The 24,089-nt window shown below is 43.5% G+C and carries 18 protein-coding genes and 12 tRNA genes; 24 read left to right on the forward strand and 6 right to left on the reverse strand.

The window, feature by feature from the left end; genetic code table 11:
• The first annotated feature begins 197 nt into the window (after window positions 1-197).
• The 6 genes from SPEA_RS12365 to SPEA_RS12390 all read left to right on the forward strand — a co-directional run bounded on the left by SPEA_RS12365 (window position 198) and on the right by SPEA_RS12390 (window position 2,343).
• Window positions 198-282: transfer RNA gene (locus SPEA_RS12365), tRNA-Tyr, on the forward strand.
• Between the two features lie 30 nt (window positions 283-312).
• Window positions 313-397: transfer RNA gene (locus SPEA_RS12370), tRNA-Tyr, on the forward strand.
• A gap of 85 nt (window positions 398-482) precedes the next feature.
• Window positions 483-567, forward strand: a tRNA-Tyr gene (locus SPEA_RS12375).
• A 107-nt stretch (window positions 568-674) separates the two neighbouring features.
• A tRNA-Tyr gene (locus tag SPEA_RS12380) sits at window positions 675-759 on the forward strand.
• Window positions 760-866: 107 nt separating this feature from the next.
• A tRNA-Tyr gene (locus SPEA_RS12385) sits at window positions 867-951 on the forward strand.
• 315 nt (window positions 952-1,266) lie between these two features.
• Window positions 1,267-2,343 (forward strand): PLP-dependent cysteine synthase family protein, encoded by a 1,077-nt coding sequence (locus SPEA_RS12390; RefSeq protein ID WP_012155581.1) that lies wholly within the window; start codon window positions 1,267-1,269, stop codon window positions 2,341-2,343.
• Window positions 2,344-2,463: 120 nt separating this feature from the next.
• On the opposite strand, the gene queE is transcribed toward SPEA_RS12390, so the two are convergent.
• On the reverse strand, window positions 2,464-3,132 hold the full coding sequence (gene queE / locus SPEA_RS12395) for a 7-carboxy-7-deazaguanine synthase QueE (RefSeq protein WP_012155582.1): 669 nt from the start codon (window positions 3,130-3,132) through the stop codon (window positions 2,464-2,466).
• A gap of 127 nt (window positions 3,133-3,259) precedes the next feature.
• Here queE and queC point away from each other — a divergent pair, with 127 nt between their 5' ends.
• Both queC and rrtA read left to right on the forward strand, forming a co-directional pair.
• Window positions 3,260-3,943: a 7-cyano-7-deazaguanine synthase QueC gene (gene queC / locus SPEA_RS12400; RefSeq protein ID WP_012155583.1), complete on the forward strand. Its 684-nt coding sequence runs from the start codon at window positions 3,260-3,262 to the stop codon at window positions 3,941-3,943.
• Window positions 3,937-4,539 (forward strand): rhombosortase, encoded by a 603-nt coding sequence (rrtA, locus tag SPEA_RS12405; protein ID WP_012155584.1) that lies wholly within the window; start codon window positions 3,937-3,939, stop codon window positions 4,537-4,539. Before queC ends, rrtA begins: the two co-directional genes overlap by 7 nt.
• Window positions 4,540-4,627: 88 nt before the next feature.
• Here rrtA and uvrB read toward each other — a convergent pair whose 3' ends face one another.
• Window positions 4,628-6,631, reverse strand: a complete 2,004-nt coding sequence (gene uvrB / locus SPEA_RS12410; RefSeq protein WP_012155585.1) for an excinuclease ABC subunit UvrB — start codon at window positions 6,629-6,631, stop codon at window positions 4,628-4,630.
• 1,011 nt (window positions 6,632-7,642) lie between these two features.
• On the opposite strand from uvrB, the gene SPEA_RS12420 reads away from it, so the two are divergent.
• The 16 genes from SPEA_RS12420 to gloA all read left to right on the forward strand — a co-directional run bounded on the left by SPEA_RS12420 (window position 7,643) and on the right by gloA (window position 18,380).
• Window positions 7,643-7,718: transfer RNA gene (locus SPEA_RS12420), tRNA-Asn, on the forward strand.
• 45 nt (window positions 7,719-7,763) lie between these two features.
• Window positions 7,764-7,839, forward strand: a tRNA-Asn gene (locus SPEA_RS12425).
• 41 nt (window positions 7,840-7,880) lie between these two features.
• Window positions 7,881-7,956, forward strand: a tRNA-Asn gene (locus SPEA_RS12430).
• Window positions 7,957-7,982: 26 nt separating this feature from the next.
• Window positions 7,983-8,058: transfer RNA gene (locus tag SPEA_RS12435), tRNA-Asn, on the forward strand.
• A gap of 32 nt (window positions 8,059-8,090) precedes the next feature.
• A tRNA-Asn gene (locus tag SPEA_RS12440) sits at window positions 8,091-8,166 on the forward strand.
• 33 nt (window positions 8,167-8,199) lie between these two features.
• Window positions 8,200-8,275, forward strand: a tRNA-Asn gene (locus tag SPEA_RS12445).
• A gap of 40 nt (window positions 8,276-8,315) precedes the next feature.
• A tRNA-Asn gene (locus SPEA_RS12450) sits at window positions 8,316-8,391 on the forward strand.
• Window positions 8,392-8,578: 187 nt separating this feature from the next.
• The gene (locus SPEA_RS12455) at window positions 8,579-10,495 is read left to right on the forward strand and encodes an EAL domain-containing protein (RefSeq protein WP_012155586.1); all 1,917 of its coding nucleotides are present in this window, start codon (window positions 8,579-8,581) and stop codon (window positions 10,493-10,495) included.
• A 108-nt stretch (window positions 10,496-10,603) separates the two neighbouring features.
• A complete protein-coding gene (gene rsxA, locus SPEA_RS12460; RefSeq protein WP_012155587.1) occupies window positions 10,604-11,182 on the forward strand; it encodes an electron transport complex subunit RsxA in 579 nt (192 codons plus the stop codon).
• Between the two features lie 2 nt (window positions 11,183-11,184).
• Entirely contained in the window at window positions 11,185-11,754 is a 570-nt protein-coding gene (gene rsxB / locus SPEA_RS12465) for an electron transport complex subunit RsxB (protein WP_012155588.1), read from the forward strand.
• Window positions 11,748-14,225, forward strand: a complete 2,478-nt coding sequence (gene rsxC / locus SPEA_RS12470) for an electron transport complex subunit RsxC (RefSeq protein WP_012155589.1) — start codon at window positions 11,748-11,750, stop codon at window positions 14,223-14,225. The genes rsxB and rsxC overlap by 7 nt, the downstream gene beginning before the upstream one ends.
• Window positions 14,226-14,228: 3 nt before the next feature.
• Complete coding sequence (rsxD, locus tag SPEA_RS12475; protein WP_012155590.1) at window positions 14,229-15,281, forward strand: electron transport complex subunit RsxD; 1,053 nt, start codon at window positions 14,229-14,231, stop codon at window positions 15,279-15,281.
• Between the two features lie 18 nt (window positions 15,282-15,299).
• Complete coding sequence (rsxG, locus tag SPEA_RS12480; RefSeq protein ID WP_190272069.1) at window positions 15,300-15,935, forward strand: electron transport complex subunit RsxG; 636 nt, start codon at window positions 15,300-15,302, stop codon at window positions 15,933-15,935.
• Complete coding sequence (locus SPEA_RS12485) at window positions 15,932-16,627, forward strand: electron transport complex subunit E (protein WP_012155592.1); 696 nt, start codon at window positions 15,932-15,934, stop codon at window positions 16,625-16,627. Before rsxG ends, SPEA_RS12485 begins: the two co-directional genes overlap by 4 nt.
• 41 nt (window positions 16,628-16,668) lie before the next feature.
• Window positions 16,669-17,310: an endonuclease III gene (nth, locus tag SPEA_RS12490; RefSeq protein WP_012155593.1), complete on the forward strand. Its 642-nt coding sequence runs from the start codon at window positions 16,669-16,671 to the stop codon at window positions 17,308-17,310.
• Between the two features lie 659 nt (window positions 17,311-17,969).
• On the forward strand, window positions 17,970-18,380 hold the full coding sequence (gene gloA, locus SPEA_RS12495) for a lactoylglutathione lyase (protein WP_012155594.1): 411 nt from the start codon (window positions 17,970-17,972) through the stop codon (window positions 18,378-18,380).
• A 58-nt stretch (window positions 18,381-18,438) separates the two neighbouring features.
• Here the strand turns inward: gloA and SPEA_RS12500 are convergent, their stop codons facing one another.
• From SPEA_RS12500 to ruvC, 4 genes are all read right to left on the reverse strand, one after another.
• Window positions 18,439-21,048 carry a TonB-dependent receptor gene (locus SPEA_RS12500; protein ID WP_012155595.1) on the reverse strand — a complete coding sequence of 870 codons (2,610 nt, stop codon included), beginning with the start codon at window positions 21,046-21,048 and terminating at the stop codon, window positions 18,439-18,441.
• A gap of 877 nt (window positions 21,049-21,925) precedes the next feature.
• A complete protein-coding gene (gene ruvB, locus SPEA_RS12505) occupies window positions 21,926-22,939 on the reverse strand; it encodes a Holliday junction branch migration DNA helicase RuvB (protein WP_012155596.1) in 1,014 nt (337 codons plus the stop codon).
• Between the two features lie 9 nt (window positions 22,940-22,948).
• The gene (gene ruvA, locus SPEA_RS12510) at window positions 22,949-23,566 is read right to left on the reverse strand and encodes a Holliday junction branch migration protein RuvA (protein ID WP_012155597.1); all 618 of its coding nucleotides are present in this window, start codon (window positions 23,564-23,566) and stop codon (window positions 22,949-22,951) included.
• A complete protein-coding gene (gene ruvC / locus SPEA_RS12515; protein ID WP_012155598.1) occupies window positions 23,563-24,084 on the reverse strand; it encodes a crossover junction endodeoxyribonuclease RuvC in 522 nt (173 codons plus the stop codon). The genes ruvA and ruvC overlap by 4 nt, the downstream gene beginning before the upstream one ends.
• Window positions 24,085-24,089 lie beyond the last annotated feature (5 nt).

The following is a 24,089-nucleotide window of genomic DNA, read 5'->3' on the forward strand; positions in this document are numbered from 1 at the left end:
ATTACATTGGCCAGTAGTTTCTAAACTCATAGCAATTGTTTTAGTAACTAGCTAATTAATAATCACATTGAGCAAGAATACATCTACAAAACAACTCGTTGTCAGTTAATTGACCAAACAGTCCGTTCTTTAGGGTTTATTTCAAATTTTGGCTTTACAGGAATTTTTTTTCTGACTACTATAGCCGCCGCAATTGAGGAGGGGTTCCCGAGTGGCCAAAGGGATCAGACTGTAAATCTGACGGCTCAGCCTTCGAAGGTTCGAATCCTTCTCCCTCCACCATTTGCGCACAATTTGTAGAAAGATATTCGTGGAGGGGTTCCCGAGTGGCCAAAGGGATCAGACTGTAAATCTGACGGCTCAGCCTTCGAAGGTTCGAATCCTTCTCCCTCCACCATTTCTATTTACGAGTTGAATGTAAGACGTACAAAGTAACAAACACAATAGGCCAATATTGTGTGCAAGATGAAGTAAGAAAATGTGGAGGGGTTCCCGAGTGGCCAAAGGGATCAGACTGTAAATCTGACGGCTCAGCCTTCGAAGGTTCGAATCCTTCTCCCTCCACCACTTCTTAACTTACTAGTACTATGTATTAGCAGTTTTGAAGTAAATTAAAGTAAAAAGTAGTAAACACAATAGGCCAATATTGTGAGCAACATGAAGTAAGAAAATGTGGAGGGGTTCCCGAGTGGCCAAAGGGATCAGACTGTAAATCTGACGGCTCAGCCTTCGAAGGTTCGAATCCTTCTCCCTCCACCACTTCTTAACTCACTAGTACTATGTATTAGCAGTTTTGAAGTAAATTAGAGTAAAAAGTAACAAACACAATAGGCCAATATTGTGAGCAACATGAAGTAAGAAAATGTGGAGGGGTTCCCGAGTGGCCAAAGGGATCAGACTGTAAATCTGACGGCTCAGCCTTCGAAGGTTCGAATCCTTCTCCCTCCACCACTTCTTAAACTTACTCTCTCCTACTCTTAGTCTGCTCTCTCATTAGTTCAGTCTGCGTTAGTTTAACTCTGTAACAATTCTTCCCTACTACAATAATCAATTCAGATAAATATCCATTTAAACCTAGTTATAACTTAAAAACTATTCTGTTAATCGCCTTATAACTCAAACAAATATCAATTGCTGCTTCAATAAATATTTATTAATCATGCATTTACATTTCTTTGACAAGTAGTATCAAATCCTTTTATTAGTACCATTCATCTCATATTTTCACTATGATTTAAAATCAATGTTTTAATCAGAGGCGATAAAGTGACTAATACTTGGGTAAATCAAGCAATCGAAAAAATTGAAGCTGACTTTCAACGAAGTGCAGACACGCATCTGATCAAGCTAGATACGCCTGGCTTAAATGGTATTGATATTTACCTAAAAGATGAAAGTACTCACCCAACAGGAAGTTTAAAACACCGTCTCGCTCGCTCACTCTTTCTTTATGCTCTGTGTAACGGCTGGATAAAGGAAGGCACTACAGTTATAGAATCATCTTCTGGCAGTACTGCCGTATCAGAAGCCTATTTCGCACGACTACTGGGTTTGCCATTTATTGCCGTCATGCCAAGTACCACAGCTAAGAAGAAAATCCAGCAAATTGAGTTTTATGGCGGTCAATGCCACTTTGTCGATCACTCGAGTAAGATCTATGCCGAGTCTGAACGTCTCGCTCAGCAACTCGACGGCCATTACATGGATCAGTTCACCTATGCCGAGCGCGCAACGGATTGGCGAGGAAACAACAATATTGCTAACTCTATCTTTAACCAGATGGAAAAAGAGCAATATTCGATTCCCACATGGATTGTAATGAGTCCAGGAACGGGCGGAACCTCGGCAACAATCGGTCGCTATATCCGCTATCAAAGATTAACGACCAAACTGTGTGTGGTCGACCCTGAAAACTCCGTTTTCTTTGATTACTTCAACACCGGTGATAAAAACGTTAGTTGTGCGAATGGTAGTAAGATCGAAGGCATTGGCAGACCCCGCGCCGAACCGTCATTTATTCCAGGAGTAGTTGATGAGATGCGTAAGATCCCAGATCCGGCATCGGTCGCTACTATCAATTGGCTAGAGAACATTATTGGCCGTAAGACAGGCGCATCTACTGGCACCAACCTTTACGGTGCCCTACAGCTCGCAAGTGAAATGGCTGCTAAAGGTGAGACAGGCTCTATCGTCACTCTTATTTGTGACTCGGGTGAACGCTATTTAGACACTTATTACAACAATGAGTGGATCAAAGAGAATATCGGCGATCTTAGCGACTATGAAGATGCTTTAGCACATTTTAGCGCGACTTGTGTATTAAATTGCCCAAGTTTGAAATAAGCCTGTCAGATAAAAAAGCCCTTGAGTTCGTAAGAATCAAGGGCTTGTTATTTAAACTATTGCAGCCAATTCGGGCGAATTAATTGCTGTCTAAGTCATATAGCATGTGTTGAGCGTACTCTAGTCAATATTTAAGTACTTATGAGTTTGAACCGATAAACGCCAGTTACGCTCAATACAGGTCTTCATCGCCAACTCTGTCGCACGAGGTATCTGGCTAATGGGTTGTAAACAGACGGTTTTACCGGTTAAGTTAATGTCTTCAAGCAGGAGATCTAACTCATCGATGTGCTTTTGCGTCGCTACTGGATGCTTAATCTCATTAGCACGATTAAGTGCCTGAGCTAATACAGCATATCCGCCTTTCATGTTCACTTTTGGTGATACCGTTACCCAAGTATCTGGATGACAAAGCACATCGAAGGTTCCACTGGTCTCAATCTGCGTTTGATAACCTTGGGCATGGAGATATTGAGTTAATTCGCTCAAGTCATATAAGCAAGGTTCACCGCCTGTGATCACAACAAGCTTGGCGGTAAAGCCCTTGTCTTCAAACGCACTGACTAACTGCTCTACAGTTAACTCCGACCAACGACCCACAGTTCCATCGACTTGAATAACTAAGTCCGGTGCAACTCGATTATCCTCGAGCAATTCCCAAGTCTGCTTAGTGTCGCACCAAGAGCAACCAACAGGACAGCCTTGAAGTCTAACAAAAATGGCTGGCACTCCAGTATGAGTCCCCTCGCCTTGTATTGTTTCAAACACTTCATTAACTGGATATTTCATTATCTGACCTCTTGATTAGCTGGGCGGCATTTATAGTAGATTTTACTCAGAGTCGCAAGTAGTTTAAAAGCATTCACAGCTGAGCTAAACTACTCAGTCTTATTTATTGAAAGATTAAAGCTTAATTATGTCAAAAGCCGTTGTAGTTTTTAGTGGTGGTCAAGATTCGACAACCTGCCTCATCCAAGCCCTTCAACATTTTGATGAGGTCCACGGGATCACCTTCGATTATGGACAAAGACATAGAGAAGAGATCGAAATTGCCAAAACACTGGCTAGCAAGCTTAAATTGGCTAGTCACAAGGTGATGGACGTAACTCTACTCAATGAATTAGCCATCTCAGCGCTCACCCGTGACTCCATTCCGGTCTCCAATGATTTAATGGATAACGGCCTACCAAATACCTTCGTTCCAGGGAGAAACATTCTGTTTCTAACGCTCGCTGGGATCTATGCCTATCAGCTTGGTGCCGATGTTGTTATTACTGGTGTGTGTGAAACAGACTTCTCAGGCTATCCCGATTGTCGTAATGACTTTGTAAAAGCGATGCAAGCGGCACTTGAGCAAGGTATGGACAAAAAGCTAACCATTCAAACGCCTTTAATGTGGTTAGATAAAGCTGAAACTTGGGCTTTAGCGGATAAATACCAAAGCTTAGATCTAATCCGTGATGAGACGCTAACTTGTTATAACGGAATTAAAGGTGATGGTTGCGGTACCTGCCCAGCCTGCCTATTAAGAAAGCGTGGGCTTGAAGAGTACCTAGCCGATAAAGAGGCGATACAAGCAAGACTTACGGCTAAATGCTAAAACTCAAATTAGGGGCTAATAGCCCCTATGGGGTCGCGCTGGTCATCACCCTAGTTTGTGTCTGTTTTTTTTATTTGCAACTTGACGCTTTACTGGCCTATCAGCGAGTGCTCATCCTCGATGGACAGTGGTGGAGGTTACTAACCGGTAATTTACTGCACACTAATGCATGGCACCTATATATGAACTTAGCGGGTTTATGGGTGATATTAGCGCTACATGAGCAACACTACCAAGCCAAAGGGTTTAGTGTGCTCTTCTTCATACTATGCCTTATGCAAGGGATCGGCTTACTGGTGTTTTATCCAAGTCTTATCGGTTATGTCGGTTTAAGCGGCATGCTGCATGGACTCTTTACATATGGCGCGGTGTTGGATATTCGCAATGGATTAAAATCAGGTTACCTACTGCTATTAGGGGTATTCCTAAAAGTCGCCTACGAGCAATACTTTGGTGCAAGCATTGAGATGACTCAGCTCATCGACGCCAGAGTGGCAACTGAAGCCCATTTAGTGGGACTTATCAGTGGGCTTAGCTGTGTCGGCTCAATTTTAGCTTTCAAACATTTTCGAGCCAAAACTCGTCCTCAGAAATAAGTGATTCATGGTTAATAATCAAAAAGGAGAGCAAGTTTAACTGGCTCTCCTTTTTTAATTAATGATTTTAATTAAAAGCTTATTATCACTAAGCCTTTATAAACTGCTCTCTGAGTCGGCTGACTTGATCGCGAACAGCTGCAGCTTCTTCAAACTCTAGGTTCTTAGCATGCTCATGCATCTGCTTTTCAAGCCTATCAATGTCATGGCTGATGTCTGCAGGTTTAGCCACATGGTAACCCCCTTCTTTCTCCGCTACGCCTCGCTCACTATCGACATATTGATGATCGCCAACGTCCATAACATCAGTAATGCGCTTAACCACACCTTTAGGTGTGATGCCATTATCTAAATTGTATTGATGCTGTTTTTCACGACGACGATTAGTTTCAGTTATCGCTTTATCCATCGACTTAGTGATTCGATCGCCGTAAAGGATCACCTTACCGTTGATGTTTCGCGCCGCACGACCGATAGTCTGAATAAGTGAGCGCTCAGAACGTAAAAAACCTTCTTTATCGGCATCGAGAATACAGACTAAAGATACCTCAGGCATATCTAAGCCTTCTCGTAGCAAGTTGATACCGATAAGTACATCGAATACACCCAATCTTAAGTCACGAATGATTTCAACACGCTCAACGGTATCAATATCTGAATGCAAATATCTGACTTTAACACCGTGCTCATCAAGATACTCGCTGAGATCTTCAGACATACGTTTAGTCAGTGTTGTGACTAACACACGCTCATTCACTGCGACTCGCTTGCCAATTTCTGAAAGCAAATCATCAACTTGAATACCAACAGGCCTCACTTCAATCTCAGGATCAAGCAGACCAGTCGGTCTCACAACCTGCTCGGCAATCTCCCCATCAGACTTATCAATTTCATAATCACTTGGCGTCGCTGAAACAAAGATGCTTTGTGGCATAAGTGCTTCAAACTCTTCGAACTTAAGCGGACGATTGTCTAGTGCGGAAGGCAGACGAAAGCCATACTCAACAAGGTTCATCTTCCTCGAACGGTCACCTTTATACATGGCGCCAATTTGCGGCACTGTGACATGTGACTCATCAATAATCAGCAGACCATCATCAGGCAGATAGTCTAACAAGGTAGGAGGCCCATCGCCGGGAGCTCGCCCAGATAGGTATCGGGAGTAGTTTTCGATGCCAGAGCAGTAGCCAAGTTCAGTCATCATCTCAACATCGTACTGCACACGTTCGGTTATGCGCTGCTCTTCTATCAGCTTATTGAGTTCAAGTAGCTGCTTCTTACGATCTCTGAGCTCTTGTTTAATATCTTCTGTCGCCGCTAAAATTGATTCTCTAGGCGTCACATAATGACTCTTAGGATAAACGGTGATCCGAGCGATTCGCTTTACCACATGACCAGTAAGTGGGTCGAATAAGCTTAAGCGCTCTATCTCGTCATCAAACAGCTCGATGCGAATGGCATTTTTGTCCGAATCTGCCGGAAAGATATCGATGACTTCACCACGTACTCGATAAGTACCGCGCTGCAGTTCAATATCATTACGGGTGTATTGCAGCTCACTGAGGCGCTTTAAGATATCACGCTGCTCCATATTGCCACCCTCTCGAAGGTGTAACAGCATCTTCATATAAGCTTTAGGATCGCCCAGGCCGTAAATCGCCGATACAGAGGCAATCAGCACCACATCTTTTCGCTCTAATAAGGCTTTGGTGGCCGATAAGCGCATCTGTTCAATGTGTGCATTCACCGATGCATCTTTCTCAATAAATGTGCCCGTTGAAGGAACATACGCTTCAGGTTGATAATAGTCGTAGTAAGAAACGAAATATTCGACGGCGTTATGGGGAAAGAACTCTTTCATCTCCCCGTAGAGCTGAGCAGCAAGCGTCTTATTGGGCGCCATAATAATGGTTGGGCGTGACATTTTTGCGATAACATTCGCTACAGTGAAAGTCTTACCTGATCCAGTAACACCTAATAGTGTCTGGCAAGCAACGCCGGACTCGAGTCCCTCAACAAGCTTGTTGATGGCCGTTGGCTGATCGCCTGCAGGCTTGTACATGGACTCTAATTGAAATACAGATTCTGACACTCAGATACTTCCCTAGAAAGATGAGCGATTATTTTAACCTAATTCGATTAAAAATGGCGCGTAATCGTGAATTTATCAATCGACATATATATAAGAAGGCTAATCAAACATGACAAGACTACAACTACAGCCTATATAGTAAGGCACAGGGGGGCTCCTTTAAGACCTGAATGGATATTTAAGTTTACCACTAGCCATATCCTTGCTTCATATTTCTATACCTTCACCCAATTGAGGTTTGTAACACATGCCTGTGTCTCACACTCCGACGACCAGAAGCGGTCTGGCTAATGTTTCTATTTTGGCAAGTCTTAAACGCCTCATACCTCGAAGAGGTTCGAGCAATCTTGCCACGGTTACTGATGTAACTATCAATATCGGCATACTAGTGCTAAGTGAAACTTTACAACATCGACTAAAGTGCATACTTATTGATGCCTTTGTCACCAAAGCCTGTAGAATCGGCATTTTAATTCACAAGAATCACCCACAAAGCGGTTACACTTTAGCAACACTTTTGAAGTTGCCCCAATTAACTGTTGCTTTTTACATCACACTGTTTTTATTGGCTAAAAAAAACAATCAATAAATTCGTTCAATTTAAGCTCAATGCCCAATCCATCGGCATTTGAAGATGATTTTTCGACTTAACCCACAGGCTTATCCACAGAATCAGTGGATAACTCGCACAAAGCTTATCTACAGGGGCTTTTAGAGCATAGTGCAACTAAAGTACGACCTGATGTTTTTTTGAAAGTTTCCTACATTTGTAATTATCACTGCAGGATTCGGGCTAGAATTAACGACTGAACGATATAAAATTGCGATTAACTCATACACTTGCATTTGCAACTGCTCACATATTAACAAAAACGCTGCATTCACCAGCATTATGTGTATTAGGTGAGCACTTAAGCATATAAATTCATTTTTTTTCCCTTGTCGAGTTGACTCAATTGTAAGAGCGATTTAATATGCGCTCCGTCTTCAACGAGACGTAACTTAAACGCTTCCCCTGTAGTTCAGTTGGTAGAACGGCGGACTGTTAATCCGTATGTCACTGGTTCGAGTCCAGTCTGGGGAGCCAAGTTAAGTTAAATTAGATAGTTATCTAATTAATGTAAAAAGTAATTCCCCTGTAGTTCAGTTGGTAGAACGGCGGACTGTTAATCCGTATGTCACTGGTTCGAGTCCAGTCTGGGGAGCCACTTTTTATAAGGTTAGATTATTGTCAAACTAAAATAGCAATTCCCCTGTAGTTCAGTTGGTAGAACGGCGGACTGTTAATCCGTATGTCACTGGTTCGAGTCCAGTCTGGGGAGCCATTTTAGTCTTAATAAAATATTGCAATTCCCCTGTAGTTCAGTTGGTAGAACGGCGGACTGTTAATCCGTATGTCACTGGTTCGAGTCCAGTCTGGGGAGCCATTTTTTATTAAAGTTAATTAAAGTATTGCGATTCCCCTGTAGTTCAGTTGGTAGAACGGCGGACTGTTAATCCGTATGTCACTGGTTCGAGTCCAGTCTGGGGAGCCACTCTTTAGTTAAAGTAAGTTAAAGTATTTCGATTCCCCTGTAGTTCAGTTGGTAGAACGGCGGACTGTTAATCCGTATGTCACTGGTTCGAGTCCAGTCTGGGGAGCCACTTTAATTTAGCTACAATATGTTTGAAAGGTTTATTCGATTCCCCTGTAGTTCAGTTGGTAGAACGGCGGACTGTTAATCCGTATGTCACTGGTTCGAGTCCAGTCTGGGGAGCCAACCTTTTCATCATCACCTCGCCTCTTCTGTTGTACTTCTCAGCTGTAAATTCCAAAACATTCATATTAAAATCTAATCCGTTATAAATACGCTGCAATAAACCCCTAAATCTGTTTATAATGCCTCCAATTAAACCAGTGTTACTCGAACAAATTCGAGTTATGACGTGCGTTGAACGGACTCTCTTATGACAACCTCTAAACTTTTCCAGTTGTTTTTAGTTTTACTTTTTTCAGGACTCACCTTTTTAAGTTACCAAGATGAAAAGCTAAAATTATCGACTCAAGCTCAACTGCAACTTGATCAATACGCCAATACCATCAAGCAACAGCAGCAATGGCAAGGAAAAGGTGAAGCGCTTTTTGACACCCTCACACAACAATTTAACTTTCAATTTTTCCAATATATCGATACGTCGGATAGCGGTAATAATTTCACTCATGGCCAATTAGCTCCAACAGAGAAAGTAAATTTAGCTAAATTTTTTTCCCTTCAATCACCACACACTCAGGCTTTAGATGCTGGGAGATTACAAGTTAAACTATCTAACCTAGCGACAATTGATAGCACTGTGGCCCGGTTTCAAAATGTCCTGTTTATCATTTGGACGACATTCCTACTGATTAGTGTCACTTACCTACTATTAACCATGAGACAAAAAAGAAGTATTCGCTATATTTCAATGTGTGTTGAAAATTTAGCTAAGCTCTCTTTCGGTGCAATTGAAAATTCACGTATAAAAGGCGAATTTAAAAGCATAGGAGTCACGTTCGATAACAGTAAACAGCTTTTAAAAGCCAAAATCGATGGATTCCATAAAACCCATGAACGACTAAGCAAAACCGCTTTTCATGATCCGATCACAGGTTTTGGTACTCGAGCTCTATTTACCGAAAAACTTGATGAAATAGGAAAACCCGAACACAAAGGCAAAGGTGTTTTGATGGTTATTAGGGCGACGGAACTCGCCTCTATCAATCAGATGCATGGTAGAGAAGCGGGGGATGATTATCTTACTCGCATTGCTAATGAGATTAAGTGTGCATTTAATGAAATTCCTCAAGCACAGTTTTATCGGATCTCAACTGCCGACTTTGCCATTGTTATTGCCGATATAGCTATCAAGCAAGCCACCGGAATAGCCGATGCTCTTAAGACAGCATTTAATGAATATCAACAGCAAGTTGGCACTCCAGCTATTGGTCATACCGGCTTAGTGCCCTACCTTCAAGATAGCGACCCAGTCTCTTTAATGACACTGGCTGATACCGCCGTCAGTATTGCTCAAACATTAGGCCCTAACAGCTACCATATCCAGGAAAAGCTAACAGGCGGTGAGCTTTTTGGTGAGAGTCGCTGGAAAGTGGCGATCAACGACCTTTTAAGACGAAAAGCGATAAGGTTCTACATTCAACCTATTCGTCCATGTCGACATAATGTCGAATTCTATCGAGAGCTACTATCACGCTTTTATAATAGCCAAGGAAAACTATTACCCACAGCAACAGTCATCGCGATGGCAGAACGTCACGGCATGAGCGAAGAACTCGATAAGCTAATCGTTTTGAATACACTTCGCATGCTTATCCAGTCACCGAATCTAGACGGGCTTATAGGTATCAACATCAGTGCTGCCTCTGCTACCAATAAATCGTTTGTTTCTTGGTTAAAAAACATACTCAGCAGGCAGAGACAAATCGCAGCTAGATTAGTATTTGAGGTGAGTGAGTCTGGTATGCAGGCAAATCTTAGTGCCACCTACCATTTTATTAATGAACTCCATAGTGTCGGTTCACGGATCTCTATCGAACGATTTGGTTTAGGCTTTACTTCATTTAAACTTTTTAAAGAAGTTCGCCCTGACTATATCAAGTTAGATCCTAGTTACACTCAAGAAATAACCCAAGATCCACACAATAAATTTTTCGTTAAAATGATCATAGATATCGCCCGAAAACTCGGGATAAAAGTAATTGCAACTGGAGTAGAAAAGCAGCAAGACAAGTTGGCAATGGAGCAACTGCTCATTGATGGCTTACAAGGCTACTATATTTCGGAACCTAGCCCGTTAAAAAAGGAAGAAAAGTCGCTTACTACTGCTTAATACTGACTATTTATAAAGCAAACTTTTTATCCTTGCTTTCTATGTGTTGTTAATGGCTTAGGAAAAGCCGATAATGGAACATATTCTGTCTAAAAAAATTGATTAGAGATGAGTGAATATCTCCTGTTATTGATTGGCACAGTGCTAGTCAACAACTTCGTATTAGTAAAATTTCTTGGCCTTTGCCCTTTTATGGGGGTATCTAGCAAGCTTGAGTCGGCTATCGGCATGTCAATGGCGACGACTTTTGTTCTGACGCTAGCCTCAATTTTAAGTTATTTGGTCAACCAGTATCTGTTGCTACCTTTTGATCTCGGCTATCTGCGCACCATGAGCTTTATTCTTGTGATTGCAGTTGTGGTGCAGTTCACCGAGATGCTGGTTCAAAAAACCAGTGCATCTTTGCATCGCGCCTTAGGTATTTATCTGCCTTTGATTACCACTAACTGTGCCGTACTCGGTGTCGCCCTCCTCAACATTAATGAAAAGCATGGCTTTATTGAATCTGCCATATTTGGCTTTGGTGCTGCGGTTGGTTTCTCATTAGTGTTAATTCTTTTCTCTGCCATGCGAGAGCGTCTTGCTGCTGCCGATGTTCCCACACCTTTTAAAGGTGGGGCCATTGCTATGGTTACCGCAGGACTAATGTCACTCGCGTTTATGGGATTCACAGGGTTGGTTAAATAAACATGTCAGCTATTGTCATTGCTATTGTTGTACTCACAATACTCGCGCTCGTATTCGGTGTATTGCTGGGCTTTGCTGCCGAAAAATTTAAAGTTGAAGGCAACCCCCTAACAGATCAAATTGAAGCACTATTACCACAAACCCAGTGTGGCCAATGTGGTTACCCTGGCTGTCGCCCCTATGCAGAAGCCATTGCGAATGGCGACAAAGTCAACAAGTGTCCTCCTGGTGGCGCTGCAACCATGGAAAAGCTCGCCGATCTTATGGGCGTCGAACCTGAGCCACTCAATGTCACTGAAGCTGTGCAAATAAAAAAGGTCGCATACATACGTGAAGATGAATGTATTGGCTGTACAAAGTGCATACAGGCCTGCCCCGTCGACGCGATTTTGGGCTCCGGAAAATTAATGCATACCGTCATTACCGATTATTGTACGGGCTGTGACCTATGTGTTGCGCCTTGCCCTGTCGATTGTATCGATATGCTACCAGTAGAACAGACCACTAAGACCTGGAACTGGCAACTTAATGCCATTCCCGTCAAGCAGTTGCAAGAGGATAAGCCGTGTTAACTTTATTAGAGCAAATTGATAAAGGGACGCTTTGGCGCTCACATGGTGGTGTTCATCCTCCAGAATTAAAAAATCTATCAAACAAAACGACGATTTCAGAGTTACCACTCGCGAGTCAATTCGTTTTACCACTTACCCAAGTTGGCGACAGCGCCCTACTCACGGTTAAGGTTGGCGATAGAGTGCTAAAAGGTCAGAGCCTGACATCGGGTACTAGCTTTGCTTATAGCCCTGTGCATGCACCTACGTCCGGTGTTATCAGCCAAATTCAGCCTATGCCAAGCAATCACCCTTCTGGCATTGCGGTATTAAGCTGCGTAATTGATGCCGATGGCTTAGATGAATCGGTAGAGATTCTAACGGCAGATGTTGCATCTTTAAGCAACCAAGAGATCTTAAGCAAGATCCAGCAAGCAGGTATTGCAGGACTGGGCGGCGCAGCTTTTCCGACTCATATCAAGTTAAGCCCTGCCAGTGACATCGAACTAGTGATTATCAATGGTATCGAGTGCGAGCCTTACATTACCTCTGACGATCGTCTAATGCGTGAACACAGCGATGACATCCTTGCTGGTATTGCGATTATCCATAAGCTACTCAAGCCAAAACGCATCATTATCGCCATCGAGGATAATAAGCCCGAAGCAATTGAAGCGATGCAACATGCGCTTAATCGCAGCGAGTTAGTGACAGATAGCGCCAGGATCACTGCAGTTCCAACCAAATATCCATCTGGTGGTGAAAAACAGCTAATACAGATCTTAACTGGCCAAGAAGTGCCATCAGGCTCTATTCCTGCCCAGCTCGGTATGTTAGTACAAAACGTCGGTACGGCTTACGCCATCCATGACGCAGTCAGTAATGGCCATGCTTTGACACGCCGTGTCGTCACAGTGACAGGCTTAAATAGCCAAACACCAGGCAACTATTGGGTACCCATTGGTACGCCAGTCAGCCACATTCTCAAGCAGCTTGGTTTTAATGGCGACTTAGCCACCGATAAAGTCATAATCGGTGGGCCTATGATGGGTCACTCGCTACCCGATATTTCTGCTCCTGTGTTAAAAGGCACAAACTGCGTTCTGTTACCGAGCAGTGAAGAGATAGCGCCTGAACAACCAGAGAAACCTTGTATTCGCTGTGGCGAATGCGCCGTCGTCTGCCCTAGCCTGCTCTTGCCACAGCAACTATTTTGGCATGCAAAAGCTGAAGAATACGATAAAGCCTCAAGCTTTAACCTACACGACTGTATCGAATGCGGTTGCTGTAGCTTTGTTTGCCCAAGTGATATCCCATTAGTAGAGTACTACCGTATCGCCAAGTCAGCGATACGTACGCAAACAGAAGAGAAAAAACAAGCCGACTTTGCTAAACAGCGCTTCGAAGCTAGATTACAGCGTCTAGAAGAGGAGAAGCTTGCTCGCGAAGCCAAAGCTAAAGAGGCAGCAGAGCGCCGTAAGGGCAGTATGTCTAGCGGCGACAGAGACGCTGTTGCCGAGGCCATGGCCCGTATTAAAGCTAAGAAAGCTGCCGATAGCCAGCAGGCCGAGGTCACAGCTTCTGCCGAGGCTCCTTCGGACAAGAAAGCTCAAGTTGCAGCAGCGATTGCCCGTGCCAAAGCCAAAAAATCAACTACCAATACAGAAATGAACACGGTAGATGATTCTGCTGAGTCTTCAGCAACAGATAAGAAAGCACAAATAGCTGCGGCAATTGCCCGTGCTAAAGCTAAAAAAGCTGCGCAGGCTGACACAACTAATACAACTGAAGAGAGTGAAGCCAGCGGTTTAGACAAGGGGGAGGCGCGAGAGGCGCCAGTTGAAATGCCTGTAGAGATACAAGCTAACAACAAGAAAGCGCAAATAGCCGCAGCGATTGCACGTGCTAAGGCTAAGAAAGCTGCACAAGCTGAGAAAGCTCAAACTAGTAACTCCGTAAACTCAGAGACTTTAGAGCATGAGACTTCAGAATCTGTGCCTGCTGAAGATGCTAAGAAAGCACGCATTGCAGCAGCCGTCGCTAAAGCTAAGGCCAAAAAGCTAGCTTTAACGACTGAAGTTCAAGCCGCAAAAACTCAAACTATAGATGCTCAATCTATAGAAGCGAAGGCTAGTGAAACGATAGACAGTGAGATATCAGAACCTCTGCCTGCTGAAGATGCCAAGAAAGCACGCATTGCAGCAGCCGTCGCTAAAGCTAAGGCCAAAAAGCTAGCTTTAACGACTGATGTTAAAACTGTAGAAGCTCAAGCTGCAGAAACTCAAACTATAGGTGCTCAATCTGTAGAAGCGAAGGCTAGTGAAGCTCAAGCCATTAAACCTATAGATAGTAAAGCTGTAGACAGTGATACTTCAGAAACTGATTTTTCTGAACCTTTGTCAGCCGAAGATGCCAAGAAAGCACGCATCGCCGCAGCGGTTGCTAAGGCTAAAGCGAAAAAGATGCAACAAAAATTGCAGGAGAAGGAATAAACCATGGCGTTTAAGTTAGCCTCATCACCTCATTTAAAGGTGCAACTACAAACCCAAAGTGTGATGCGCCGGGTTATTCTATGTGCCCTGCCGGGTATTGCAGCTCAGTGTTATTTTTTCGGCTTTGGCGTACTCATACAAGTTATGTTGGCTATTGTTGTTGCATTAACCGCAGAAGCAGCAGTACTTGCGTTAAGAAAACGCGCGGTACTTTCTACTATTAGCGATAACAGCGCCTTATTAACGGCAATCTTAATTGGTGTCGCCATACCGCCTATCGCTCCATGGTGGTTAGTGGTGATTGGTACCTTGTTTGCGATTGTACTCGTTAAGCAGCTTTACGGTGGTCTAGGGCAAAATATCTTCAACCCGGCAATGGCCGCTTACGTCATGCTGCTTATCTCGTTCCCGGTGCAGATGACAAGCTGGTCAATTCCAACGGCGATTGCTCAAAACCCGATGGATATTGGCTTAACGCTACAGGCAATATTTGGCTCGATGAGCGCCGAGCAATTAAGTCTTTATAAACTCGGTTTTGACGGCGTAGCTATGGCAACCCCGCTCGATACTGTTAAGACCGACCTATCTTTAGGCCTAACGACCTCAGAAAGCTTAACTAAAGCCATTTTCAGCGATGGCTATGGCGTAGGTTGGTTCTGGGTCAACATGGCTTACCTAGCGGGCGGCCTTATTATGCTGAAGCTAAAAGTGATCCGCTGGCACATCAGTTTCGCCATTCTAGGTTCACTCTTCGTCTGTAGCAGTTTTGGTTACCTGTTAAGCCCTGATACTCATGTAGGTCCACTACTGCAGCTATTTTCAGGTGCCACCATGATTGCGGCATTTTTTATCGCAACTGACCCTGTAACGGCCGCAACCAGTGTTAAAGGACGCCTGTTGTTTGGCACACTAATAGGTGTGATGGTCTATGTTATTCGTACCTATGGTGGCTACCCAGACGCTTTCGCTTTTGCCGTTTTACTGGCCAATCTATGTGCGCCATTTATTGATTATTACGTCAAGCCGCGTACTTATGGACACCGCACGGGCAACTGAGCATAAAGAGAATTTATTTTGAAAAAATCAATGTTAAAGAATGGTTTGCTTCTAGGTCTATTTGCACTCTTGTGTACTGGCTTAGTCGCTGTGGTAAACCTATTTACTTACGATAAAATCAAGCAACAGGAAAAAGTCGAACTCGCGCGCGTGCTACATCAGATCATTCCTGATGAAATCCACGATAACGAACTGACTTCGCACTGCATTTTGCTTAATTCAGTGGAGTTTTTAGGCACTGACAATTCACTGCCTGCCTATATCGCGACCAAAAACGATAAGGGAGTAGCGATTGCCATTGAAGCCATTGCCCCTGATGGCTATAACGGCAATATTCGCATTATTGTCGGTATCAGCGATAAAGGTGAAGTGTTAGGCGTACGTACACTATCGCATCAAGAAACCCCTGGTCTTGGTGATAAAATTGAACTTAGAAAGTCTGACTGGGTGCGCTCTTTCGATGGACTTTTTTTATTATCAGATAAAGATAAACGATGGAATGTAAAAAAGGATGGCGGCGAAATCGATCAGTTTACGGGTGCCACCATCACACCACGTGCATATGTAAAAGCCGTTAAGAATGCCGTTAGCTATTTTAATGCCAACAAGGCACAGCTGTTATCGACACCTGCCAATTGCGAGGTTGGAAAATGAGTGATTATAAAGAGCTAACCAAACAAGGGCTCTGGAAAAACAATCCTGGTCTAGTGCAGCTTTTGGGCCTGTGCCCTCTTCTGGCCGTTACCGCAACCTTGACCAACGCCCTAGGTTTAGGTCTTGCGACCATGCTGGTATTAATCGGCTCAAACATCTTGGTCTCTCTGGTGCGTGACTTTGTACCAAAAGAGATCCGCATTCCAGTGTTTGTGATGATCATTGCAGCGCTAGTAACAACCGTGCAGTTATTAATAAATGCATACGCTTACGGCCTGTACTTATCACTTGGGATCTTCTTGCCACTTATCGTCACTAACTGCGTCATTATTGGCCGCGCCGAGGCTTTTGCATCACGTAATAGTGTTGCAAAATCAGCCTTTGACGGGCTCATGATGGGATTAGGTTTTACCTTAGTCTTATCTGTTTTAGGTGCAGCTCGTGAAATATTAGGCCAAGGCACACTATTTTACGGCGCCGACCAACTGTTAGGTGAATGGGCTAAGTCATTAACCATTCATATCTGGCAGGTCAACACTAGCTTTCTGTTAGCCATGCTACCACCTGGTGCCTTTATCGGTATGGGCTTACTCATCGCACTTAAAAACGCCATAGATCAATATCTTGCTACGAAACAGCCTAAAGTCGAGCAAGAAGCGCCTACTCGAGCGCGTATTACTAAGGTCAATTAAGCCGCAATAAATAATAACAATACAGGATACGGATATAGATAATGAATACAGAGAAGCGCCGCCAGATCCTTGAAAGACTTAGAGAGAATAATCCTCATCCTGAAACTGAGCTTAATTTCTCAAGCCCTTTTGAGCTGCTGGTTGCCGTTACATTATCAGCACAGGCTACGGACGTTAGTGTTAATAAAGCCACCGATAAACTGTTCCCGGTAGCCAATACGGCTCAGGCTATTGCAGCCCTTGGCGTTGAAGGTCTTAAGCAATACATTAAAACCATCGGCCTGTACAACAATAAAGCCATTAACGTGGTAAAAGCTTGTGAGATCTTAGTCGAAAAATACGATGGTGAGGTTCCAGAGGATCGTGAGGCACTCGAAGCCCTTCCCGGTGTTGGCAGAAAGACTGCCAATGTGGTACTCAACACGGCTTTTGGCTGGCCAACCATCGCGGTCGACACTCACATAGACAGGGTATCAAATCGCACTAAGTTCGCAATTGGCAAGAATGTCGTCGAAGTGGAAAAAAAGCTGCTAAAAGTCGTTCCAGCCGAGTTTAAGGTCGATGTACACCACTGGCTTATATTACACGGTCGCTACACCTGTATTGCCCGTAAACCTCGCTGTGGTAGCTGCATTATAGAAGATCTGTGTGAGTACAAAGATAAGGTTTATCCTGAAGACTAGCCCTATTGAGGCTCGACGAGTCGATTAAGTCGTGGTCATGGATTTACAGACGGACAGCTACAAAAAAAGCCGCTAAAAGCGGCTTTTTTTGTAGCTGTATAAATTAATACATACAGATAAAGAAAACAGTTAAAAACGCAGCAGTAATCGCTGTAAGACCTAGTGCCATCTTTAGTTCAGTTTGCATGGTGTTCTCCTTAAGTAACTCAGTCAATAATATAAGAAATATGCGACTTTCTCAGACTAATTTAGGCATTTTGTGATCTAGGCACTGACTAAAGAAATTGATCTGGCTCAATTTTTACAAACAGTATCTATCAGCAATAATTTATACCAATCAGTATAAAGATTTGGTCGCTCAGCGAGAGTTTAGCGGCTCTGAGGCAAGGCAGCGAGTGAAGAGCATAGTTGTTCTACGGTCAAGCTCCCTCTTGTTCCATAAGAGTCACTGCATCAGAACCGCTAAAACTCGCCATTCTGGAGCGTTTTTGGCTGCCTACTTCTGCGTTGAACAACTTCACAAGGGAATAGCCATTCTTTCAGCTATTCGCCTTGAATTAGTTTGCCAAAAAGCGCTCTGAGTAGATCAACTTCTTATAACGATTGGTATTAGATATACTTCTGCACATCTATTACCCTATTCGACTAGGAAATCAACCATGGCACAACTACTACACACCATGCTCCGCGTTGGCAATCTTGAACGCAGTATCGAGTTTTACACCAAGGTTTTAGGCATGAAGCTGCTAAGACAGAGTGAGAACAGCGAATATAAATACACCTTGGCTTTTGTCGGCTATGACGAAGAGTCAACGGGTAGCGCGGTTATAGAACTGACCTATAACTGGGGAACTGAGTCTTATGATCATGGCAATGCATTTGGTCATATCGCTATCGGTGAAGAAGATATCTATGCGCGCTGTGAAGCTATCGCTGCGGCAGGTGGCAAGGTTATACGCCCGGCGGGACCTGTTGCTGGCGGCACGACTGAAATTGCTTTTGTAGAAGATCCTGATGGCTACAAAATTGAATTTATTCAGATGAGTTCGGCTGAAAACGGTTTAGGTTAATCCGTTTTTTAAGCAATAAAAAAGCGCCCTAAGGCGCTTTTTTTATGTCTAAAACCGTTTAGATTTTGAAACTTGCTTGAAGGTAGAAATAACGTCCAAGCGTGTCATAAGTGTACGGATCGGTGTTAGCGTCATTATTACCAGAGTAATATGGAGGTTCTTTATCAAATAGGTTGTTAACACCTAATGACAATTGAAGCCCGTTATTGAAGTAATATGAGCCAGAAATATCGTGATAAACAACACTTCCAACTGTTGGAGCTAAACAGCTTGCATCTGCCGCTTGACAGTCATAGCTATCCATACCTGAGATATAACGAGCCTGATAGTTAGCAGACCAATCTGCACCTTGTACGCCTAAGTCAAAGTTACTCTTAACCTTGGCAAAACTACCCATTCCCGATGTGATATAGCCGGCATAATCAATAGATTGACCAGAGATTTCAGACACGTTCTCAAGCAGAATAGTCGTATCTAGACCGGTTCTCCAATCTAAGCCCAACACTTCAAATGTATAGGCTAGGTTCACGTCAATACCTGAAGTATCTTCTGCACCAATGTTTTGTAGCTGATTGTTAAATTTAATTTTACCGCTCAATGGATCATACGTAATATTAGCCGATTGACAAAGCGCGGTGTCTGTATTGATTTGCTCACCAGAACTATTCATACACTGCTCTGCGATGTAGTTTGAATCAACTAACGCGATTGAGTTGGTGATTGAAATATCGTAGTAATCAGCTGTTACAGAGAATCCATCTAAGTAACTAGGCGAATATACAAAACCTACAGTGAAGGTTTCAGCTTCTTCTGGAGTAAGGTTTTCGTTACCACCACGAGTCACTTCAGCTTGGTAGCTCTTCTCACCAGTTACAGGGTGAGTGATCTTATCAAATGAAGTAGCGCTTCCTGAATACAATTCATCAACTGATGGTGCTCTAAAGGCTGTAGACGCAACACTTCGTAGCATCAAGTCATCAGTCATTTTCCAAGTTAAACCAAGCTTCCAAGTGCTATCGCTACCAAATGTGCTGTAATCGAAGTAACGTACTGCCGCACTTAAGTCAACTTGCTGAGCAAGAGGAAGATCTGCTAGCAATGGAATCGCTAATTCTAAGTAAGCTTCATTTACATCGTACTCACCTTCAGTTGGGTCAACTTTAGGATCGTTTGCTAGACCTTGAGCGGTTAGCGAATCAGGAATGAACCAAGCTTTCTCTTTACGGTGCTCGATACCCGATGCAAAGCCTAAGTAACCAGCAGGTAATTCCATCACCTCACCAGAAAGGTTACCCGATACGATGAACATTTCACTACCACCAGTGTTTTGCTCGGTGTAAGTGTAACCGTCCATATTGTCACTTGACCATGATGTTTGGTCTAATGGGTTGAAGTTACCTTCTGAGATATCTTTATTTAGGGAGCCCATGTTGACCAAGTTAGCAAGACGGTCAACCGAGTCATTACGACCGTAGTTCACTGATGTGTCCCATGTCCAACCGTTATCAAGCATACCTTCTAGGCCAACAACTACACGCGCAGTATCGACAACTTGGCTGAATTCACGTGGTCCCACTTCAGTCAAACGGCGAGCATACCCAAGATCGTCTCCGTAATTGATGCCATGCTCTAGTAAGCTATCTCCCATAGCTTCAGTATACTTAAACTCTGTATAGATAGGTTGCGGTGCCATTTGCTGTTCTGACCAACGCTTTGAATACATAGTTTCAGTAAACAAAGTTGTATCGTCAGTTAAGTCAAAGTTCGCCAGCGCTGTAAAGTTTAAGCGTTCCATAGGCGTGTATAAGAAGCTATCCGCAGAATAGTTATATGCATCTTCTACATGATTATATTCGTCCCAGCTGCCATCAGGGTTGCCTTGGTAGTCTCCATCTGGTCCATAAAGGTGACCATTCTCTGAGTAAACACTACCCGCACAAACCAACTCGCCGCCACTTTCTGTTAAAGGACATTCGGAAAAACCACGATCGGCTTGGCTTGCTGAGCCACGCTTCATGTATTGAATACCCATGACAACGTTACCGCCATCAAAGTTGCCACCAGTGGTTAAATCAAAGCTAGTCTCTTCAGCATCACCTTGACCAGAGATACCGCTTTGAACATTTAGCTCTAAACCTTCAAAATCGTCTTTTAAAATAATGTTTACTACACCAGCAACCGCATCTGAACCGTACACAGAAGATGCACCATCTTTTAGTACTTCAACACGCTTAATCATTGATACTGGAATTGTATTTAAATCTACCGTAGAAGCAGCACCAGTACCAGAGTTAACCATACGACGGTTGTTAACTAGAACAAGTGTTCTTTGTGAGCCTAAACCACGTAAGTTAATTGAAGCTCCACCTTGTGAGCCGTTGTTAACGCCAGGATTTGTCATGGCGCCGCCTGTAGCGGTCATTTTCTGTAGCACTTCATCAATAGAAGTCGCGCCAGAAGCTTTAATTGCGCTAGCGTCGATAACAGTCACTGGCGAAGCCGTTTCCATATCGGTACGCTGAATGCGGGAGCCGGTAACAGCAATGCGTTCTACATCGGCACCGACTTCTTCTGCGAAAGCTGTATTTGACACGGTAAAGGCTGTCGTAGAAACCGAAGCGATTAAACCGAACTTGATCGCTGAGGCCAATTTAGATGGTCTGTTCATTATGTAGTACTCCCTAACCTTTTATTTTTATATACACGCCATTTGTTATTTTTGGCGTTGGTATGGATACTGCAATTTCACGTTTATGCCGTCAATCGAGCAATTTATTAACTATTTACGCTTTTTTGTTAAAAATTCTCGCAGCAAAAGTAGCGCAAATTAAACAACAAACAGAATCATAATGCATAAGCCGCCACTCAAAAGAGTTATTCGCTACAAGTGGCATCATTAACAGATAAAGAAACTAAAAAGAACGCAACCTTTCGTTAACCCAACAAAAACAGAAAAACGTGACGCGGATCACACTTTTGGCAGGGTGACTTTAGTAAGTCACAGTGTTTAAGTGCTTTTTTTTTTGATGTTGCTCATATTTTTTCTCGTTAAATAGAGCTAACACTCAGTTGCTGTTCAGGAAAGGTCTGCTCGCAAATGATGACGTGTGAACAAATGTAACAACGCAACAAATCAGCAATTAACAGCTTGGTACAAATTCATCACAATTTAGCCCCTAGATATAACGGCTCTGTCCATTCAATCTAAATGGCACGCATGACTAGCCTAAACCGTAGAAGCTAGACACGAGATAGTTACAATATTGGATTTATATGAGAGGTTTTATCGTTTATAAGCTCTACATTATCTTTTCACGGTAAGTGCACACAGACCTTATAGGAAGGAGCGAGGCCATTAGCCGGTGAAATATATTCATGCATTAAGACTTAACTCTGGCAGGCTAATAGCTGAACGATATTGGAGGCTTAAGAGGTAACTTTTAAATATATTGAGGAGCATTCACATCTCACTCCTCTAATATAGAAAGTATAGAAAGCATCTAGCTGAGTTTAACGCTCTGAAATAAAGAAGATCCCTAGCAGGGTTAAGACACTGGCTGAATGATATTAAAGTGGCTATAGGCTCTAGGAGTGGCAATGCGCCCTCTTGGCGTTCTCTGTATAAAGCCTTGCTGAATTAAAAAAGGCTCTAACACATCTTCAATCGTTTCTCGCTCTTCGCCGATAGCCGCCGCGAGATTATCTAAACCTACTGGGCCGCCCATAAATTTGTCGATAATTGCCAACAACAACTTTCTATCCATATAGTCAAAGCCTTCCGCGTCAACATCAAGCATATCGAGTGCTTCTTCGGCGATAATTTTAGTCACTTCACCGCGATGTTTAACTTCGGCAAAGTCACGCACGCGCCTGAGTAGGCGATTAGCGATACGTGGTGTACCACGAGAGCGACGTGCAATTTCAATCGCACCTTCGTCATCGATAGCAAGATCCATGACTTTAGCGGAGCGAGTCACAATGCTTGATAGGTCTTTAACATTGTAGAACTCGAGTCTAAGTGGAATTCCGAAACGAGCTCTTAAAGGCGAAGTTAATGCACCTGCACGGGTCGTTGCACCGACCAGTGTAAATGGCGGCAGATCTAGCTTGATTGAACGCGCGGCCGGGCCCTCTCCAATCATGATATCTAGCTGATAATCTTCCATAGCTGGATATAAAATCTCTTCAACCACGGGGCTTAAACGATGAATTTCGTCAATAAACAATACATCATTTGGCTCAAGGTTAGTTAACAAGGCAGCTAAGTCGCCAGCCTTTTCTAAAACTGGGCCGGAAGTTGACTTAATGTTCACTCCCATTTCATTGGCTACAATCATTGCCAAGGTGGTTTTACCTAAACCTGGAGGACCATAAATCAGCATATGATCCAGTGCTTCCCCTCGTTTTTGCGCTGCTTGAATAAAAATCTTAAGCTGCGCGCGAGTATCATCCTGACCGGTATACTCATCCAGCATCTTCGGACGCATAGCGCGATCAACGGCTTCGATTTCATCGCGCTCTATTATGTTCGGTTGTATAAGTCGATCTGCTTCAATCATCTTTTTCCCTTACAGCATCGATTTCAATGCAGATTTAATCAGCGTTTCTGAACTCATACCATCGGTATAAACTGATGATACTGCTTTGCTCGCTTGGGCAGGTTTATAACCCAGTGATAACAGTGCAGCAATTGCGTCTTCTTCAGCTGTGTTTACAACTTCTGACGCCTTGTAATTTGATTGCAGCATAAACTCGCGCTCAGAGCCGACAGAAGCTTCCATTAAGCTCTTTAACTTATCGCGCATTTCGACCAATAAGCGCTCGGCGGTTTTTTTACCTACGCCGGGTAATTTAACCAAAGTCGCGATATCATCTCGTTCAACACAAGCAACAAATTCACCCGCTGTCATACCTGATAAAATCGTTAAACCCAGTTTTGGTCCAACGCCATTAGCCTTGATAAGCAATCGAAACAGACTTCTTTCTTGTTTCGATACGAAGCCGTATAACAACTGCGCATCTTCTCTCACCACAAAGTGAGTATAAATAACGGCCTCTTGCCCAAGCTCAGGTAGCTCGTAAAAGCTGGTGAGTGGCATTTGAAGCTCATAACCGACTCCAGAAACATCGACCAGAACTTCTGGTGCCTGTTTCTCAATAAGTATTCCGCGAATACGACCTATCATTTATATCGTCCATATGTTCTTACATTTGCTCTGCCAGCCAAGGCAACTAGACTCTGACTCGTGTGATAATGACACACAGCCACACCAAGCGCATCAGCGGCATCGGCTTGTGGCGCGCTTGGGAGTTTTAGTAGTTGCTGGATCATGTGCTGCACTTGCGTTTTTTGCGCGCGCCCAGTGCCCACTACCGCACTTTTAATCTGAGTTGCACTGTATTCGGCAACGGGCAGATTAGCCGCGGTTGCCGCGACGATAGCTGCGCCTCTTGCTTGACCAAGTTTTAATGCTGAATCCGCATTTTTGGCCATAAACACCCGCTCAATCGCAAATTCATCGGGTTGATATTGTCTGATAATTTCAGATAAACCATCGAAAATCTGCTTTAGGCGTAATGGCAACTCATCAGAGCTGGTACGAATACAGCCACTGCCAACATAAACTTGTTGCCTGCCTACACATTTAATAACACCGTATCCAGTGATCCTAGACCCAGGGTCGACCCCCAAAATAATGGCCATATTTT

Source organism: Shewanella pealeana ATCC 700345 (genome assembly GCF_000018285.1).
GTDB lineage: Bacteria > Pseudomonadota > Gammaproteobacteria > Enterobacterales > Shewanellaceae > Shewanella > Shewanella pealeana.

Excerpts from the sequence above, each read along its gene's own strand:
- queE (WP_012155582.1), bottom strand. The coding sequence starts at position 3,132 with ATGAAATATCCAGTTAATGAAGTGTTTGAAACAATACAAGGCGAGGGG.
- queC (WP_012155583.1), top strand. The coding sequence starts at position 3,260 with ATGTCAAAAGCCGTTGTAGTTTTTAGTGGTGGTCAAGATTCGACAACC.
- rrtA (WP_012155584.1), top strand. The coding sequence starts at position 3,937 with ATGCTAAAACTCAAATTAGGGGCTAATAGCCCCTATGGGGTCGCGCTG.
- SPEA_RS12455 (WP_012155586.1), top strand. The coding sequence starts at position 8,579 with ATGACAACCTCTAAACTTTTCCAGTTGTTTTTAGTTTTACTTTTTTCA.
- rsxA (WP_012155587.1), top strand. The coding sequence starts at position 10,604 with ATGAGTGAATATCTCCTGTTATTGATTGGCACAGTGCTAGTCAACAAC.
- rsxB (WP_012155588.1), top strand. The coding sequence starts at position 11,185 with ATGTCAGCTATTGTCATTGCTATTGTTGTACTCACAATACTCGCGCTC.
- rsxD (WP_012155590.1), top strand. The coding sequence starts at position 14,229 with ATGGCGTTTAAGTTAGCCTCATCACCTCATTTAAAGGTGCAACTACAA.
- SPEA_RS12485 (WP_012155592.1), top strand. The coding sequence starts at position 15,932 with ATGAGTGATTATAAAGAGCTAACCAAACAAGGGCTCTGGAAAAACAAT.
- nth (WP_012155593.1), top strand. The coding sequence starts at position 16,669 with ATGAATACAGAGAAGCGCCGCCAGATCCTTGAAAGACTTAGAGAGAAT.
- gloA (WP_012155594.1), top strand. The coding sequence starts at position 17,970 with ATGGCACAACTACTACACACCATGCTCCGCGTTGGCAATCTTGAACGC.
- SPEA_RS12500 (WP_012155595.1), bottom strand. The coding sequence starts at position 21,048 with ATGAACAGACCATCTAAATTGGCCTCAGCGATCAAGTTCGGTTTAATC.
- ruvB (WP_012155596.1), bottom strand. The coding sequence starts at position 22,939 with ATGATTGAAGCAGATCGACTTATACAACCGAACATAATAGAGCGCGAT.
- ruvA (WP_012155597.1), bottom strand. The coding sequence starts at position 23,566 with ATGATAGGTCGTATTCGCGGAATACTTATTGAGAAACAGGCACCAGAA.
- ruvC (WP_012155598.1), bottom strand. The coding sequence starts at position 24,084 with ATGGCCATTATTTTGGGGGTCGACCCTGGGTCTAGGATCACTGGATAC.